This is a genomic window from Exiguobacterium sp. s157, assembly GCF_018618205.1.
Taxonomy (GTDB): domain Bacteria; phylum Bacillota; class Bacilli; order Exiguobacteriales; family Exiguobacteriaceae; genus Exiguobacterium; species Exiguobacterium chiriqhucha.
The window spans coordinates 37,429-54,499 of record NZ_JACSLQ010000006.1 but is presented as its reverse complement, the minus strand read 5'-3'; the positions used below and the strand labels follow the sequence as shown (position 1 = coordinate 54,499).

Here is a 17,071-nt window from a genome sequence, read left to right as displayed (position 1 = left end):
AAAACGATGTTAGATTATGATTACGATGCATTGCGTGAGATTGGACGGATTGTCGCCTTGGCGCGCGACGAGATGGCGAAAGCGGTCAAACCGGGCATGACGACGAAACAGTTGGATGAGATTGGACAACGTATTTTGGAAGCGGAAGGGGCCGCCTCGGCCCCGATTACGATGTATGAGTTCCCAGGCTACACGTGCATCTCCATCAATGAAGTCGCAGCCCACGGGATTCCGGGCGAGCTTGTCATCCAAGACGGGGACGTGGTCAACGTCGACGTCTCGGCCGTGAAGGATGGTTACTATGCCGACACTGGGCGTACGGTCATCGCGGGCACACCGAAATCGGCTAAACACGAGCGTTTGGTCGAAGTGTCATTGACCTCGCTCGAAGCGGGTCTCAGCAAAGTGAAGGCGGGCGTCAAGGTCAACCAAATCGGCAAGGCGATTTATGCCGATGCCCGGAAGAACGGCTTCACGGTCATCCGCAACTTAGCGGGCCATGGTCTTGGGCGCACCCTTCATGGGGAGCCGGAGACGATCTCGAACTATTATAGTCGTGAAGAGAACGACATTTTGAAGGAAGGTCAAGTCATTGCCGTCGAGACATTCATCTCGACGCAAGACGAAATCGTCTATCAATCGGAAGAAGACGGCTGGTCGTTGTTCACCCCGAACAACAGCCTCGTCTCTCAATTCGAGCACACGGTCGTCGTCACGAAAGACGGCTATGAAGTGTTGACGGGCACATTCCGTTAACGATGAAAAAGCGGCAGACGCGAGGTCTGCCGCTTTTTTTGCGGAGTTTTTACAGGAGTCGAACTGTCTGTTCGCTCAGTTGCTCGATTGTCGTCCAATCCGGTGCGACCTGGTCGGGAAGCATCAACTGTCCGTTCTCGACCTCAAGCGGGGTATCGAGCAAATCGGTCTCGAAGTAAGCGCTCGTCCCGGCCATATCGGCCGGGTAGGCGGCTCCGCTCATTGAGGCGAATAAGAGCGTGTGATAACGGCCGATGGAGGACTCATACATACCACCAACCCAGTAGGGGGTGCCGCTATCGCGAATCGCGAGTGCCTCGCTCCAGCCGCCGACGCGGGCCGGTTTGATATTGACGATGCGACCGGCTCGAAGTCGATGCATCGTCGCCACGTCTTGAGCCGAACTGATCGATTCATCGAGACAAATCGGTGTGGTGAGCCGTGCCTGCAAGTCTGCTGTCTCGACCCAATGTGTGCTCGGATAAGGCTGCTCAATCATCAAGAGACGGTAGGTATCTAACGCCTCAAACCAGTCAAGCGGTTGCTCGGAGCCACTTCCGTTCAAATCAATCATGAGCGGGGCGTCCGGAAAATTGTTCCGAATTTCGCCGAGCGCAGGGAGTAGTTCATGCGGGGACGCTTTTAACTTGATCCGGTCGAATCCGGACGCGAGCGCAGACTCGATGGCGTTCAATGTTTGACTGAGCAGACCGATGCCGATGGTCCGGCCACAGGCCACGGTGTCGCCGGCTTGGACGTATTGTTTTAATGTCTGATTCGCGCGGGCCGCTTCCACCTCCCATAGAGCGCTTTCCCACATCGCTTTCGCCATCGGGTGGCCGATGATGGAGCTGACATGGGTACCGAACGAGGCGGCGGACAACGTCATTCCTTTCAACAGTTGGATAATTAAAGCGGACGTATCGATGACGGAGCGGACGGTCTCAGCCGTATACCATGGCGTCTCGAACGCGACACCTTCCCCGTAGCCGACAACACCGTCGACCGTCTCCAGACGGAGAATGACCGTCCGTCTCGTCGTCAACACGGCGTGGGCGGTGACAATCGGATGTTTGAACGTGAGGGGGACGATATACAGTTCAGCGCGACGAATCATGGTCAGCCTCCTTTAAGCGATGACGCATCAATTTACCGTTGGCGTTACGAGGCAACTCGTCGACGGCAATCCATGCTTTCGGATGTTTATAAGACGCCAGATGGTCGTGCAACAGCTGAATTGCCTCATCGAAATCGAACGTACCGACCGTGAAGGCGACAGGTATCGCTCCCCAAGTCGGGTCGGGACGACCGACGACCCCTACGTCTTGAATGCCCTGGCAACGCAATAACACGCTCTCGATTTCGGCTGGATAAATGTTCTCGCCGCCAGAGATAATCAAGTCACTGCGACGGTCATGGACGTACAAGTAACCATCCTTGATTGTGCCGAGATCACCGGTCTGCCAATAGCCGTCGGGCGTCCAGGCGTCGGCCTCTGGCTGTCTATAGTAACCAGGGGTCACCGTCGGTCCGTTCACTTCAATCTCCCCATCCGCATTGATACGGAGTTGGGTCGGCGCAATCGATTGACCGCTCGAACCGATGTGGGCGAGCGCCTCGGATGGCAAGAGCGTCGCGACTTGCGAACACGTCTCCGTCATTCCGTACGTCTGGGCGACCGGTAACTGCCGCCGCTCGGCTTCTTCGAGCAACGGGCGCGGTACGGGACCACCACCGACGAGCAGAAGTCGTAGCTGATGGCGGGAAAGACCTGCGTCGAGGAGACGCTGAAGCATGACGGCGACAAGCGAGATGTGGGTGATTCTTGCCGTCTCAATCAACTCGAGTGTCTGGACGACATCGAACCTCGGTTCGACGTATAATGTCGAACCGAAACGGGCGCTCCGATACACTTGGGCGAGTCCGCTCATATGGAAGAGTGGCGTGACGATGAGCATCCGATCACTCATCCCATATCCGAGGCGAGTCTTGGCCGCCTCGGCGCTCGCGATGTGATTGCCGAACGTCTGCTTTACGGCCTTGGCTCGACCGGTCGTGCCTGAGGTGAACATGAGCGACATGACTTCATCGTCTGCCCACTCGTGCGGTGTGGCGAGTGACGCCTCATCTCGTGACGTCAACGCGAATTGGGTGATCGACAGTTCAATCGGTTCATCGACGAGCAATACATCGATATCGGCCGTCTCGATTTGTCCTGCCAGTTCGCTCATCGTCAACCGTGTGTTGAGCGGAACGAGCACTTTTCCGAGTAACTGGATGGCATGGACAGCGATGACATAATCAGCGCTGTTCGCAGCGCGTAATCCGATATGGCGGGCTTCGGGTGCGACCCGTTCCAAGAAGTGGGCTAAACGGGCACTCTCCGCGCTTAACTCGGCCCAGGTCAAACTGACGGACGCGGTGACGAGTGCCATGGCGTCACGTCGATGTTGTGTCACATAACGATTCATCATCAGGACCTCCAAAAAAAGAGTAGCGAAGTCGCTACTCTTTGTCGATTTACGGGAAACGCGGGAACTGACCGAAGTCTGGGTCGCGTTTTTCTTTGAAAGCGTCGCGTCCTTCTTTCGCTTCGTCTGTCGTGTAGTAGAGAAGCGTCGCGTCGCCGGCAAGCTGTTGAAGTCCTGCAAGTCCGTCCGTGTCGGCGTTCATCGCTGCCTTCAAGAAGCGAAGGGCCGTCGGAGAGTGTTGCAAGATCTCTTGGCACCATTGGATCGTCTCGGCTTCAAGTTGCTCGAGTGGGACGACCGTGTTGACGAGTCCCATGTCAAGCGCCTGCTGTGCGTCGTATTGACGGCAGAGGTACCAGATTTCGCGTGCTTTCTTGTGGCCGATGATGCGAGCCAAGTAACCTGAACCGTAACCGGCATCGAACGAGCCCACTTTTGGTCCAGTTTGACCGAAACGGGCGTTGTCGGCTGCAATCGTCAAGTCACAGACGACGTGCAAGACGTGTCCGCCACCGATTGCATAACCGGCTACCATGGCGATAACTGGTTTCGGGATGACGCGAATCAAGCGTTGAAGGTCGAGGACGTTCAAGCGTGGAATCTCGTCGTCACCGACGTAGCCGCCGTGGCCGCGTACTTTTTGGTCGCCGCCTGAGCAGAAGGCTTGATCGCCTTCACCAGTCAAGATGATGGCACCGACTTCTTTATCGTCACGGGCGCGTGCGAACGCGTCGATGAGCTCGTTTACCGTGAGTGGACGGAACGCGTTCCGTACTTCCGGACGGTTGATGGTGATTTTGGCGATGCCGTTCCACTTCTCGTACTTGATATCTTCGTACGTGCGGACCGATGTCCAGTTTGCTACTGATTCCATTTAAATTCCCCCTAAAATCAATTTCTCTATCATTGTACCAAATTGTTGGGCATTCTCGACATGTGGAGCATGAGATGCGTCCGAAATTTCATGAATTTCAATATCGGGACGAATCAACTGCATGTTCCGAGCAATCTGTTGAAACTTCACATCGTGTTCTCCGACAATCAAATCGGTGCGAGGTAAGCGCTCGAGTAGCGGCCAGAGCGACGGCATGCTGCCCGTCCCGATAGCGCGAAGGCTGTCCGCGAGTGCGACTGGATGTTGGGCCAACCGCTCAGGACGGAGTGCGGCACGCATCTCATTAGTCTGATGCCAGAGCGGAAGCTGTTCCCAACGGTCGACGAACGCCTCAAGTCCTGCTCGCTCGATGAATTCAGCGAGCTTTTCGTCTTGAAGCCGGCGTTGTCGACGTTCGGCCGCACTGAGTCCGGGCGTCGTGCTAATGCCGATAAAATGGGTGACCCGATCATCATAGGCGGCGAGTGTCATGCCGACACGTCCGCCGAGCGAGTAACCGACGACCGTCCACGGACCTTCGTCCGTATCGAGTAGCGCCGACAAGTCTTTTACCTGTTGACTCATCTTGGCACGCTCGACCGGCTGATGGCCCGTTTCACCATGTTGCAACAGTGTCGGGGCGACGAGTCGGACGGGTAGTTCCGGGAAGCGGGAAAGCCATCCCGCGTTTCCTGTGAAGCCGTGCAACAGCAAGACCGGCCGGCCGTTGCCGCGTTCGAGCACCTCGTACGAGACGCCTCGCAGCGAACGCATCACGACTCATTCCCCGTCGCCAAGCGGTCCGTGAGCGAAGCAGTCCAACGACGGTGCTCCGCCACGTTCGTCGTACGGTCGGATGGAAACTCGATGAGTTGGACGCCCGCCTCGATGGCGGCCGTGACGTCTTCAGGCTGCTCCAGCCGTTGATAGCTGAGCCCGTATGTGTCAGCGAATCCACGCAGGTTCAGCTGCAGCGGTGTCCCGAACAAGTCCTCGAACATTTGCGGTGCGATCGAAGCTTGTGGCAAGAAGGAGAAGATGCCGCCCCCGTCGTTGTTGACGACGACGATGGAAAACGAACCTGGATGCGATTTGACGAGCTGGAGCGCGTTGCTGTCATGATAAAATGCCAAGTCGCCAATCAACAAGGCGGCCTTGTCCGTATCGTGACAGGCACCGAGCGCGCTCGAGATGATGCCGTCAATCCCATTCGCCCCGCGGTTGGCGACGACGTCAATCGACTGACCGGCTGAAAGTGTCGTATCGATATCACGAATCGGCATGCTATTGCTAACGAAGATGCGTTCGAGACGTGACGCTAGCAAATGACGCGTCAATGCACTTTCTCCGCTCAAAGCAGGTTTCGCGGATTCGATGATCTGTTCGAACAACGCGAACCGATCGAATAAGTCGACGTCATAGTTTTTGTTGATGGCGGCTACATAATCAATCGCATCTCCGTACACGACCGTAGCATGATTTGACGGGTCGCGGAACGAGCCCGGTTGCTCAATCAAGACGCACGGGACGTCCTGGAGCCACTGGTTCAATCGTTTCGAGACGGGAGCGGCGCCGAAGCGGACGACCGTGTCAGGCGTCCATTCCGTCCGATGCTCGCTCGCGAGCCATGTGTCGTAGTTCGTCAGCACGTGATCAAATCGGCGCATCCCGCTCAACGGGTCGGCGAAAATTGGGATATGATACGTTTGCGCCGCTTTATAAATCGCTTCAAGCCATGACGCCGGTGTCCCGGGACCGACGAGGAAGGCGAGCCGGTCAACATCGATGTCTCGTTTGAAGCGGTTGACGTCACTTGTTGTCGGCTTGAGATAGGTCGGTTCAGACAATTCGGCGTCCCCTTCAAGCAGTGACGTTAAGCGTTCGATGTCCGGCAATAACGGCTCGCGGAACGGGATGTTCACGTGGACTGGTCCGAACGGCGCGTGCATGCTCGTTCGAACGAGCCGGCTCACCGCTTGTTCCATGTAGCGCTGGCTGGCAGCTTCAGGAACAGGGAGGTCGATGCTCGCTTTGACATGCTCGCCGTACAGCCGGACTTGATCGATTGCTTGAGGAGCGCCGACGTTCCGGAGTTCATGCGGACGGTCTGTCGTCAATACGATGAGCGGCAACTGCGAGATGTTCGCCTCGGCCACCGCGGAAAAGTAGTTGGTCGCAGCGGTGCCACTCGTGCAGATGAGCGCGACCGGTCGCAACGATGAGGTGGAGCGGGTCAAGCCGAGAGCGAAGAAGGCGGCCGAACGTTCATCGACGATGATATGATGACGGACGCTCGGATGAAGATAAGCGGCCATTGCCAGCGGGGTCGAGCGCGAACCGGGACTGATGACGATATCCTCGACGCCTTGTTCGACGAGCCGGTTCATCATCTGGGCGACCCAATCCGTTAACGTTTCATTCATGCTTGATTGCCTCCTGCGCTTACTTTGTCCAATCCGAGTGCTTGCTTGATTGGACTGAGCTTGATTTCCGTCTCGGCGAGTTCCGCTTCGAGTTCAGACTCTTGGACGATTCCACAGCCTGCGTATAGCGCCACGAATTGGTGATGCACGAGGGCGGATCGGATTGAGACGACGAATTCGCCTTCTCCTTCCGTATTCAACCAGCCGAACGGCGAACCGTACCAACCGCGGTCGAACCGCTCAATCTCACGCAATAAGCGGACAGACGTCCGTTTCGGTGAACCGCCGAGCGCGGGGGTCGGGTGGAGCGACTCGATGATGGACAGCAATGACGCGTTCGTATCGAGCGTCGCTTGAATCGGTGTATGCAGATGGAACACCGAGCGATTTTCTAATATACGCGGCGTTTCGGGTGCCTTGATAGTAGCCGCGTATGGAGTGAGGGCGTTTTTAATGTCCTTCACGACAATTTGATGCTCATCTAAATTCTTGGCATCGTGCAACAGCGTCTGTTTGGCTACATCCGCCTCGATTTCTGTGTCCGGTCGTTTAATCGTTCCGGCGATGGCTGCCGTTTCGATGTACGGCCCTTGTTTTTTGACGAGGCGCTCCGGGGTCGCCCCGAAAAAGCCGATTTCTCGCTTCGGTTGATATAAGAAGACGTAACTGCCCGTTTGATGTTCTGACAAATGGCGTAACGTCGTCGCGAACGGGAACGGCTCTTCTGATGTTTGATATATCTCTTCACGGGCGATGACGATTTTCTCGACGCGTTCTTCCGAGATGTTCAGTTTGGCTTGTTGGAAGCTCGACTTGAAGTGGTCGACGCCATCTTTCACTTGAGAGTAGGTCGGTGCCTGCTCGTCGGGAGCGTGCAACGCGTTGAACTGGGCGAGCTGATCGGCCAATTGAATCAAATATTGTTCGACCGAACGTTTCGCGGAGACGAGCGTCGAGACGGTCAACGTGTGTTTGTCACCCGAACGGCGATATAAAAATTTAGGCACGACCAATGACGCTTCGCCGAACGATTCCCACATATTTTTCTGGGGGCGGATGAACGTGTCGAACGAGAAGCCCGAGAACGCATAAATGACCGCATCGACGTCCCGGCGGTGCAGGCTCCAATCATATTGCAACCGTTGGAACCGTTCCGGGCCAGAAGCCGTCAACACGAGCGCATCGGCACATCCGAGCATCTCGAGGGAGCGATCGGGTGTCGAAAAATAATAATGGGATGTTTCCGTGTTTTGAATGATATGAAACGCATCGAACGAAGGGATCTCCCACGTGTAGGAGGCCAAGACCGGCCGTTGCCAAGCACGTGCCCGTTTATGGGCTTGCTCGATTCGTTGTTTAATGTGTGTTTGAGTATCTGGCATGTAAGAAAAGCCTCCTCAATCCAATGGAATTCTCATTCTTTAGTGTATCATGACTTCACGGCAGAACTGGCCGTCAAATGCTCGGGAAAGTGAAGGGAACCGTTCGAGCGACGGGCATTGACAGAATTTTTTAAAGAGACGTAAACTAACGAAGGGAGGGAAGTGCATGAAGAAGAGAGAGAAAGGTGCCTATTGGCGCATGATTCGTCCGCACACATTGACGGCGAGCTTCATACCGGTGCTGTTAGGGACGTTCATCGTCCTCGGGCAAGTCGAATTGAAATGGGGACTGTTCCTGGCGATGCTCATCGCCTCGGTCTTGATTCAAATCGCGACGAATTTATTCAATGAGTATTACGATTATAAGCGCGGGCTCGACCATGAAGGGTCGATTGGAATCGGTGGTTCGATCGTACGCGACGGATTCACACCGGGCCAAGTGCTCGGGATCGCCCTCGGGATGTACGGGGTAGCGGCCGTGCTCGGTCTTTATATCGCCGCCTCGACGAGTTGGCACTTGATTTGGATCGGCGTGCTATCGATGGTCGTCGGGTTCCTCTATACAGGAGGTCCGCTTCCCATCGCCTACACGCCGTTCGGTGAACTCGTCGCCGGTCTGTTCATGGGATATGTCATCATCGGGATTTCAGGATATATCCAAATCGGAACGGTGACGACGGAGTTGTTGCTCGTGTCGTTCCCGATGGCGCTGTTAATCGGGGCCATCTTGCTCGCGAACAACATTCGCGACTTGGATAACGATAAAGTGAACGGACGTAAAACGATCGCCTGTCTCGTCGGACATCGGCGTGCGGTTCTCGTCTTAGCCGGATTCTTTATCGCGGCGTTGATTGGCATTATCGTCGCTGTCGTCGGGTTTGGTGTGACGCCTTGGGTGCTGTTGTCACTCTTGACCATTCCGATTATGATTCGGGCGGTGAAACGCTTTTGGATCAAACAGGAACCGGCTCAATTGATGCCAGCGATGGCGATGACCGCAAAAGTGAACACGTTGTTCGGTGCTTGGATGGTCATCGGTTTGATGGTCGCGCGATTCATCGCGTAAATAAAAGGAGGGAACCATATGTCAGTCGTTCAAGAAATGTTAGCGTTCAATGAAAAATTCGTCTCGGAGAAACAATACGAAGAGTTCGTCTCGGACAAGTTCCCCGATAAGAAAATCGTCATTTTAACATGTATGGATACACGTCTGACGGCGTTACTGCCGAAAGCTCTCGGTTTGAAAAACGGGGATGCTAAAATCATAAAAAATGCGGGTGCTGTCCTATCGCATCCGTTCGGTTCGGTCATGCGTTCCATTCTTGTCGCGCTGTATGCGCTCGGAGCGGAAGAAGTCATCGTCATCGGGCACTATGATTGCGGGATGGCAGCCATCGACCCGAACGCGGTCATCGGCGAAATGGAGCGTCGCGGAATCGAACCGCAAACGCTCCAGACGCTCAAATCGTCGGGTATGGATTTGGAGAAGTGGTTACACGGGTTTGACTCGGTCGAAGCGAACGTCGTCAACTCGGTCAGTCTCATCAAAAACCATCCACTCTTGCCACCGGGCACGAACGTCCACGGATTCGTCATCGATCCGGCGACGGGACGTCTCGATGTCGTCGAAGCATAACGTAAAAGGCGGTCTCTCCTGCAGAGACCGCCTTTCTTTGGTTACCCGTATGTGTTGACGGGAATGTCTTTATACTCGTCCTCGTCCGAATCTTTCGATTTGGACTTTTTATTTTTCTTATAGTTTTTCTCGTACTCACGTTCGCTCGGCGTTTTGAAGAAACGTTGCCAAGTAGCATTGATTTCTGACCCGATCAAAATGATCATGCCGGTCAATTGTAACCAGAGCAACGTGACGATAATCCCCCCGAGTGAACCGTACGTCGAATCGTAGTTGCCGAAGTTTGAGACGTACAGGCTGAATCCGAGTGAGACGAGCTGCCAGGCGATGACGCCGAAGATCGCGCCTGGAATCGTGCTCTTCCAAAACACGTGTTGTTGAGGAGCAATCTTATAAAAAATCGAGAGCGTCAAAATCAAGATGACGGTCGTCAACACGTAGCGGAACACGTTAATCAAGATGACGTCAGCCCCTGAGATGGGGATGAAGCGCATCAAAAAGTCGATGATTTGTGAACCGAACACGTTCGAGACAATGAGCAACAGTACGCCGACACCGAGCAAGAGCGTCAAGCCGAGCGCGATGCCTTTGCTGACGAAGAAGTTTCGTTCGTTGTCTTCCCCGTATGCGTGAATCGCCATGTTAATCAAGCGTTCGACCCCTTTAGCGGCCGACCAAATCGCCAAAATCGCACCGATTGAGAGGAGTCCGCCGCGCGGTTCGCCAATCGCGTCAAAAATCCCGGTCAAAAAATCAGTCGCGGCCGCCCCAGGCGCCAAGTTGTTCAACTGTTCTTGGAACGATGCCTGGGAAATGTCGAAGAACGACAGCAACGCGAGAATGAAGATGATGCCCGGAAAAATCGATAAGAACCAAAAAAAAGCGAGCGTCGCGCCGTAATCTTGAACATCATGTTCTTTGAAGCGACGAAGCAACTCTTTCCCGAAGGCGAACCAATTCTTTTTTTCTTTCACTTCTGTAGTATCCATGTATGAGCCTCCTGAACGTTATCGTTAGAAACTTTCTTTCCCGAAATGTCAGGAGGCTACACATAAAATCAGTCTTCGGCCAGCGTTTTATTGAAAAAGCGCTCGGCCTCGTTCGCGAGCAAGTCGGCGAGTGACGGCGGTCGTACCGGCAAATGGCTGAGCGCGCTGCGTTTCACCCACATTGGTGTGTATGAACCATTCGTCTGTTCGGCTTGAAACTCTTCGCCGGTGCCGGTGCCGAATTCGCCACCGGTCACGCGAGCCCAGTAATACGGGTTCAACTCGCCATTGAAAGCGACGTGAGCGGCTACCCCTTCGAGTTCGACGTGGACGCCGAGCTCTTCGAACGCCTCACGGACGGCCGTCTCTTGGGCGGTATGGCCGAATTCGACTCCGCCACCTGGGAAGACATAATACAAAAGGTTCTCTTTTTCTCGGCGAATGAGCGCGACTTCGTCATGTTCATTCACGAGGATGATGGCACTGCGTAATTTCGTTCTGACCAATGGAATCGTTCCTTTCGATTTCGAATCGTGAACAAAACGCATCGACTCGCGGCCGATGCGTTTTGGTTAATCTGCTGCTGGTTGTTCGAGTGATGCATACATATCAGGCGTCAGGCCGTTATCGTGCGAGGCGATGACTTTCCCGGCGACGCGCATCCCGAGTCGGAGCGCATCCTCAATCGGATGGCGTTTCATCAACTCGGAGATGACAGCGGAGAAGAACGAGTCACCGGCACCGGTCGAGTCGGCGACTTTCACTTTCGTCGTCGGGACGTGGCCTTGTTCGTTCGTACGCAAGTCGACATAGACCGCACCGAGTTCACTCATCGTGACGATTGTGAGCGGGGCACCTTTCATGGCGAGCACTTCAGCGACACGTAACGCATCGTCCACCGTGACGATCGACATGTCAGATAGAATCTCTGCTTCTTCACGGCTACAGATGAAGCCGGTGAAGCCTTGAAGCAAATGGCGGTTCCGTTCGATGACAGACAGATGGCCGCACACGCCGTAAAGCGGGAGTTTCATCTCGCGGCATAGCTCAATCGTCTCGTTGAGCACGTTGACCGACAAGTCGAGGTCGATGGCGACCGCCTGACTTTCGGCGAACACCGTATCGATGCGACGAAGGATACATTCTTCCATCATCGCCTCGTCCGGTTGCTTCGAGATCGACGTTTGAAGATCGCCGTTGTTATCCATGACGGCCAGCCACATGCCCATGCCGTTGTCATCTAGCAAATCGACGTGATCGACGTTCACATTCAAACCGCGGAGTTCCTCGAGGACACCCATCCCGATTTGATCGTTCGTCACGGTCGACACGAAACGGACATCATTGCCGAGGACACCTAAATTTTGAGCGACGTTACGGCCGGTTCCGCCGTTTGAGAACGCGATGTCACCGACGTTCTTGGCATCTTTATGGAGCGGGGCGAACGAGGTTCCTTTAATATCGACAAACACTTTGCCGATTACTGCTATCGTATTCATACACTGTACCACCTTTAGCCAATCTTCCTAATCAGTTCCGGTCTAATTAGACACATTGTTTCAATTATAGCGAAATCGCCAACGGCTTTCAATGACGGTGTCGATTTTTGTCAGTCCCATGACGTGCTGAGCAAGCGTAGGCCGTTCAAAATGACGAGGATGGTCGATCCTTCGTGCCCAACGACGGCGAATGGCATGACGAGCAATTCGAAGATGTTCGTCGCAATCAAGACGAGGATGACCCCTAATGCGAACACGACGTTTTGGAGGACGACCCGATTCAACTTACGCGACTGTTTGATGGCCGAGCTTAGGCGGTTCAAATCGTTCTTCATCAAGACGACGTCGGCCGTCTCAAGAGCGGCGTCCGTCCCTTCTCCCATCGCAATCCCGACATCGGCCGTCGCGAGGGCAGGGGCGTCGTTAATCCCGTCACCAATCATGCCGATGCTGCCATACTCTTGTTTCAATCGTTTAATGTGCTCGACTTTCTCTTCCGGAAGACATTCGGCAATATAGCGGGTCAAGCCGGCCTCGGAGGCGATGGCGCGTGCTGTTGCCTCGTTGTCACCCGTGATCATGATGGTGGCGATGCCGAGGTGGTTGAGTCGCTCGATCGCTTGCTTGGCCTCGGGACGTAACGTGTCTCGAAGCGCGAACGCCCCAATTGTCTTCTCTTCGTCACTGATGAATACGAGTGTGTGGCCGGCCGCTTTCAAACGTTCGACTTCGTCGCGGAAAAAGTCGTGGCTGCGATCGGCGAATTTCTGTTTACCGACCCGGTAAGCGACACCGTCGATGGTCGCTTCAATCCCAGACCCGGTCACGTCTTTAAAGTGTTCCATCGCCCCCGTATAACTGCCCGTGTACTGAACGAGCGCCTCGGCGAGCGGATGCATCGAATGTTCTTCAATCAAGCTGACAATGCGATACACGTGTTCTTGTGTCGTATCGGGATGAATCAACGCCGCTTGGACTTCTGGTTTACCGATTGTGAGCGTACCGGTCTTATCGAACGCGACGGCTTTCAAACGTCCCATATTTTCGATATGGACACCGCCTTTGAATAAAATCCCGTGTTTAGCAGACGAGGCAATGGCTGCGAGTGCCGCCGGCGTGATGGCGGCAACGAGTGCACACGGCGAAGCGACAACGAGAAGGATCATCCCGCGGTAAATGCTCGTCTCGAGCGACCATGACGTCAATACCGGGCCGAGCAAGATGATTGCCGTGACGGAAGCGAGCACGACTTGAACGTAGCGTCCCTCGTACCGGTCGATGAACTGGGCGGACGGTGATTTTTCTTCTTGCGCCTGCTGGACCATCTGAATGATTTTTTGGAACAATGTCTCTGTGGCGAGCTTTGTCACTTCGAGCGTCAAGACACCGTTCAAGTTTACGCTTGATCCATATACCTCATCGCCGACGTTCCGGTCGACCGGAATCGATTCACCGGTGATGGCGGCTTCCTCAATCGAGGCGCTACCTTTCAAAATCCGACCGTCGACCGGGATGCGCTCGCCGGGTCTTACGTAGATGTGGTCACCGACGCGCAGTTCGTCGATATGGACGACCTCGAGGCCGCCCGAGCTGTTCAATCGGGTCGCCTGCTCAGGTTGGAGTTCCATGAGCGATTCAAGGGCACGCTCATTTTTATTCATCGTATACGTCTCAAGGGCGCCTGATAACGCGAAGATGAAGATTAGGATGGCGCCTTCCATCCAGTACCCGATTGAAGCAGCACCGATGGCGGCGATAATCATGAGTAGCTCGACGTTCAAGGAGCGCGTCTCCCATGTATCGGTCAAGCCTTCCTTGGCTTTGGCATATCCGCCGATTAAAAAGGCGGTCAAATACAGAGTGACGTAGAGCGCAGGAGCTCCGTCTTGTCTTTCCGCGATATATGCGAGTACAATCAATACACCACTGATGAGCGCCATGATGAGCTCGATATGTTCGACCCAGCTGGCCCGTTTGAAGACGTGGCTTTTTTCGTGTGTGACGGTTGATGTGTTCATGTGAGCACCTCTTTCTAATTGAGAATATATATCAGTTAAATGATAATGAATGAGGATGATTATCATTATCCATTGTTGATATTATTAGGTTTTACGCGAATTAAAGGTGAATCCCTTATTTATAATAATTATCGTGTAAGTCTATTTTAGCACCAAACGTAATCACTCACAAACTAAAAGATTAAGGAGTTTTTGTGTCATGCCGAATGTATTTCAACGCCCTTGGACGGTCACGTTCTTAGCCCTATTCAACACGTTCTTATGGGGGAGCGCCTTTCCGTTCATCAAACTGAGCTACGAAGCGCTCGATATCCAGGAAAACGAATACGGGCAACAGCTGTTCTTTGCCGGGGAACGCTTTTTATTGGCCGGTCTGCTCTTACTCGTCATCAGTCGACTCGTCTTCAAGCGTCCGATTCGCTTAACTGCTGAAAAGCTAAAGGCGTATGCGCATTTAGGGGCATTTCTGACGTACTTACAATATTTGTTCTTCTATATCGGTCTTTCGATCTCGACGGGGGTGCAGGGCTCGATTATCGCGGGGTCGACGTCATTTTTCCAGATGGCACTCGCTCATTTTCGTTATGAGGATGATCGCTTGAATCGCTTGAAAGGGATTGCCCTTACGCTCGGATTCTCCGGAATCGTCATCGCCAACTGGCCGACGGCAAGCGCGGAAGTCGGGTTTGGGATTGGAGAGATTCTGCTGATTATGGCGATGATCTCAGGCGCGTTCGGGAATTTGGTTGCCAAAGATTATTCGCGCTCGCATGACGTCGCTCCGATGACGGCTTGGGCGATGGTGATTGGCTCGCTCGGACTACTCATCGTCGGTTACGTGCTTGCGCCAGGGGATGTGTTCCTGCCTTACACCGTGACGACCCTCTTCTTCTTGTTGTATCTCGCCCTCTTGTCGGCGGTCGGGTTCACATTATGGAATACGCTGATGAAATATAATCCGGTCAGCCGGGTATCGCTCTATATGTTCTTTGTTCCCTTATTCGGTGTCGTCCTATCAAGCGTGTTACTCGGGGAGACGATTCCATGGAACGCGCTCGTCGGGTTGTTGTTCGTCATCGCTGGGATTTATCTCTCCACATATTTTCAAGGACGAGCGAATCGGGGAGTGCGATGACAAAGTGAGGGAGAGGCATGGTTGACGGAATCTTGTTCCCATGGCAAAATATATTAAAAATTCTGAATTCTTTCAGTTGAAATCGGTCTTCGTTGTAAAGACTTGCGTGCGAATCGAAAAGAAAGGAGGGTGCTACCGTGGCAAGAAATCCAATCGTCCGAAACATACTCATCTCTCGCCAACCGCGAGACGAGTATGTCAAATACGTGATGAAGTGCGTAAGTCGCGGGTTGAAGGAACATCATGAGCAAGTGGACGCGCGTGCTATGAGGCATGGCGAAGACATTCAGACGAAATGGCAAATCAATGATCGAGTCATTGAAGTCACGCTCAAGTCCGATGTGTTGGCCTCGCTCGAGACGGAACCGTTCGCGCTCGATGAGGTGTTCATGCGGGCGTTCGAACGAAACGATGTCAGGCTCGGTCCGCTGAAAGAATAACGTGAAACAGGGAGGGTCTCGGCGGAGACCCTCCCTTTTAGATGTCAATCGGCTTGGCTTTCGCCGTGAATAAACTGACGGCCAGAATCCCAAGAATGAGCGTATACATCAAGAAATACACTTCTTTTGGTAACGCGATCCAAAATGCGCCAATCATCGGTCCGCTAATCGAACCTACGCTGAACGAGATGCTATAGAGCATATTGCCGGTCGGTAACAACGAACGTGGCAACACTTCCGTCATATGGGCCAGTCCGAGCGAATATGTCGAGCCGAGCCCGGCGCCTGCGAGCGCGAACAAGACGAGGAGCCAGACGTAATGGTCGACAGCCAGGTTGGCGATCGCAAAAACGAGCGTGCCGAGTGTCAGGACGATTTGAAGAATCCGCTTTTTCCCGAAGTGATCGGCGAGCCGACCGAGCGGTAATTGCACGACAATCGAGGCGACGATGAACGTCGTGATGAGCGTGCTCGTCTGCGTGAGCCCGATATCGTTACGGACTGTGAAAATCGGTAAGTTGGCATTCAAGCTCGCTTCAAGGAACCCGTATGTAAAAGCAGGTAAGAGCGTATACCCGCCGCCGATGAGGACGAGTCGGATGCGTCCTTTCGAGTCGGTCTTCACTTTCTCGGCCTCAGGATACTCATTGTCGACCTTGAAGATCAAGAACAAGGATGCGAGACAGAAGACGATCAAGACGAGGAACGGCAGCCAAAAGTGAAGGTCGACGAGCGGCGCGATGAGCGGACCGACCGCGAAACCGAGGCTGAACGCCATCCCGTAATACGCCATTGCTCGTCCCAGGCTCCGCTTATCGCTCGCGGACGTGACCCACACTTGGGATCCGTAATGGAGCGCCGAGTCACCGAAGCCGATGACGAAACGCATGAGCGCCCACATGAGCAGGGACGGCCAGAGCGGCAAGAAGAACGTAGCGAGCGCCGTCAAGATGATGCCAAGGACGATGGTCGGACGAAATCCGTACTTGCGGACGAACCGTTCGAGTAGCGGGGCGGAGACGATGACCCCGAGATAGAGCATGGTCGCGTTCAACCCGTTCAACCAGGCCGGGTTGCCGTCCCGTTCGATGAGTGTCGACAAGAGCGGGATGAGCGCACCTTGAATCAAGCCGGAGATAAAGACGACAAGTAATAAAATTGAAAATCGAAAGCGTTGCATAGTTCACCTCATCATTGATTGCATAGTAAAAAGCTGAGAAGAGTCTCAGCTTTTTGGCTCGTCAATCGGTTGGGGTACATGGTTCAAGTGTAAGAGTTCATCGTCCCAACTGCCTTGACTGAATACTTCATCACGGTCTACTTTGTCTGAAACGAATGCGGCTGTCAATAAGATGCTGAGCACACCACCGAAAATGATGATGGCCATGACGGTGATCATAAATACATAGATGGCTGTCATCTTCAAACACCTCGATTCAGTTTATATA

17 protein-coding genes are annotated in these 17,071 nt (G+C 53.9%); 5 read left to right on the top strand and 12 right to left on the bottom strand.

Annotated features, from left to right (window positions below; genetic code table 11):
• The first annotated feature begins 6 nt into the window (after window positions 1–6).
• Window positions 7–756 carry a type I methionyl aminopeptidase gene (gene map / locus KNP67_RS11800; protein ID WP_029596039.1) on the top strand — a complete coding sequence of 250 codons (750 nt, stop codon included), beginning with the start codon at window positions 7–9 and terminating at the stop codon, window positions 754–756.
• Window positions 757–805: 49 nt separating this feature from the next.
• On the opposite strand, the gene menC is transcribed toward map, so the two are convergent.
• Genes menC through KNP67_RS11770 form a run of 6 tightly spaced genes read right to left on the bottom strand, consistent with a single transcriptional unit; the run spans window position 806 to window position 7,906 of the window.
• Entirely contained in the window at window positions 806–1,873 is a 1,068-nt protein-coding gene (gene menC, locus KNP67_RS11795; RefSeq protein ID WP_131472475.1) for an o-succinylbenzoate synthase, read from the bottom strand.
• Window positions 1,857–3,227, bottom strand: a complete 1,371-nt coding sequence (menE, locus tag KNP67_RS11790; RefSeq protein WP_131472477.1) for an o-succinylbenzoate--CoA ligase — start codon at window positions 3,225–3,227, stop codon at window positions 1,857–1,859. The genes menC and menE overlap by 17 nt, the downstream gene beginning before the upstream one ends.
• 49 nt (window positions 3,228–3,276) lie before the next feature.
• On the bottom strand, window positions 3,277–4,101 hold the full coding sequence (gene menB / locus KNP67_RS11785) for a 1,4-dihydroxy-2-naphthoyl-CoA synthase (protein ID WP_021067784.1): 825 nt from the start codon (window positions 4,099–4,101) through the stop codon (window positions 3,277–3,279).
• Entirely contained in the window at window positions 4,102–4,875 is a 774-nt protein-coding gene (locus tag KNP67_RS11780) for an alpha/beta fold hydrolase (protein ID WP_131472503.1), read from the bottom strand. It lies immediately after the preceding gene.
• Window positions 4,875–6,524 carry a 2-succinyl-5-enolpyruvyl-6-hydroxy-3-cyclohexene-1-carboxylic-acid synthase gene (gene menD / locus KNP67_RS11775; protein WP_131472479.1) on the bottom strand — a complete coding sequence of 550 codons (1,650 nt, stop codon included), beginning with the start codon at window positions 6,522–6,524 and terminating at the stop codon, window positions 4,875–4,877. Before menD ends, KNP67_RS11780 begins: the two co-directional genes overlap by 1 nt.
• Window positions 6,521–7,906 carry an isochorismate synthase gene (locus KNP67_RS11770; RefSeq protein WP_214756673.1) on the bottom strand — a complete coding sequence of 462 codons (1,386 nt, stop codon included), beginning with the start codon at window positions 7,904–7,906 and terminating at the stop codon, window positions 6,521–6,523. The genes menD and KNP67_RS11770 overlap by 4 nt, the downstream gene beginning before the upstream one ends.
• Before the next feature lie 166 nt (window positions 7,907–8,072).
• On the opposite strand from KNP67_RS11770, the gene KNP67_RS11765 reads away from it, so the two are divergent.
• Window positions 8,073–8,972 (top strand): 1,4-dihydroxy-2-naphthoate polyprenyltransferase, encoded by a 900-nt coding sequence (locus KNP67_RS11765; RefSeq protein ID WP_214756671.1) that lies wholly within the window; start codon window positions 8,073–8,075, stop codon window positions 8,970–8,972.
• 18 nt (window positions 8,973–8,990) lie between these two features.
• Window positions 8,991–9,542 carry a beta-class carbonic anhydrase gene (locus KNP67_RS11760; protein WP_021067779.1) on the top strand — a complete coding sequence of 184 codons (552 nt, stop codon included), beginning with the start codon at window positions 8,991–8,993 and terminating at the stop codon, window positions 9,540–9,542.
• A gap of 41 nt (window positions 9,543–9,583) precedes the next feature.
• Here KNP67_RS11760 and KNP67_RS11755 read toward each other — a convergent pair whose 3' ends face one another.
• The 4 genes from KNP67_RS11755 to KNP67_RS11740 form a co-directional block, all read right to left on the bottom strand.
• A complete protein-coding gene (locus tag KNP67_RS11755; protein WP_021067778.1) occupies window positions 9,584–10,531 on the bottom strand; it encodes a YihY/virulence factor BrkB family protein in 948 nt (315 codons plus the stop codon).
• Window positions 10,532–10,599: 68 nt separating this feature from the next.
• Window positions 10,600–11,037 carry an NUDIX domain-containing protein gene (locus KNP67_RS11750; RefSeq protein ID WP_251130863.1) on the bottom strand — a complete coding sequence of 146 codons (438 nt, stop codon included), beginning with the start codon at window positions 11,035–11,037 and terminating at the stop codon, window positions 10,600–10,602.
• Between the two features lie 66 nt (window positions 11,038–11,103).
• Entirely contained in the window at window positions 11,104–12,030 is a 927-nt protein-coding gene (locus KNP67_RS11745) for a carbohydrate kinase family protein (protein WP_021067776.1), read from the bottom strand.
• Between the two features lie 110 nt (window positions 12,031–12,140).
• Window positions 12,141–14,048: a heavy metal translocating P-type ATPase gene (locus KNP67_RS11740; protein WP_021067775.1), complete on the bottom strand. Its 1,908-nt coding sequence runs from the start codon at window positions 14,046–14,048 to the stop codon at window positions 12,141–12,143.
• Between the two features lie 199 nt (window positions 14,049–14,247).
• On the opposite strand from KNP67_RS11740, the gene KNP67_RS11735 reads away from it, so the two are divergent.
• Together KNP67_RS11735 and KNP67_RS11730 are read left to right on the top strand one after the other, a co-directional pair.
• The gene (locus KNP67_RS11735) at window positions 14,248–15,183 is read left to right on the top strand and encodes a DMT family transporter (RefSeq protein ID WP_131472485.1); all 936 of its coding nucleotides are present in this window, start codon (window positions 14,248–14,250) and stop codon (window positions 15,181–15,183) included.
• Between the two features lie 137 nt (window positions 15,184–15,320).
• Window positions 15,321–15,623 (top strand): hypothetical protein, encoded by a 303-nt coding sequence (locus KNP67_RS11730; RefSeq protein ID WP_058765743.1) that lies wholly within the window; start codon window positions 15,321–15,323, stop codon window positions 15,621–15,623.
• Between the two features lie 37 nt (window positions 15,624–15,660).
• On the opposite strand, the gene KNP67_RS11725 is transcribed toward KNP67_RS11730, so the two are convergent.
• Window positions 15,661–16,803, bottom strand: a complete 1,143-nt coding sequence (locus KNP67_RS11725; protein WP_021067772.1) for an MFS transporter — start codon at window positions 16,801–16,803, stop codon at window positions 15,661–15,663.
• Between the two features lie 45 nt (window positions 16,804–16,848).
• Entirely contained in the window at window positions 16,849–17,043 is a 195-nt protein-coding gene (locus KNP67_RS11720; RefSeq protein WP_021067771.1) for a hypothetical protein, read from the bottom strand.
• Window positions 17,044–17,071: the final 28 nt, after the last annotated feature.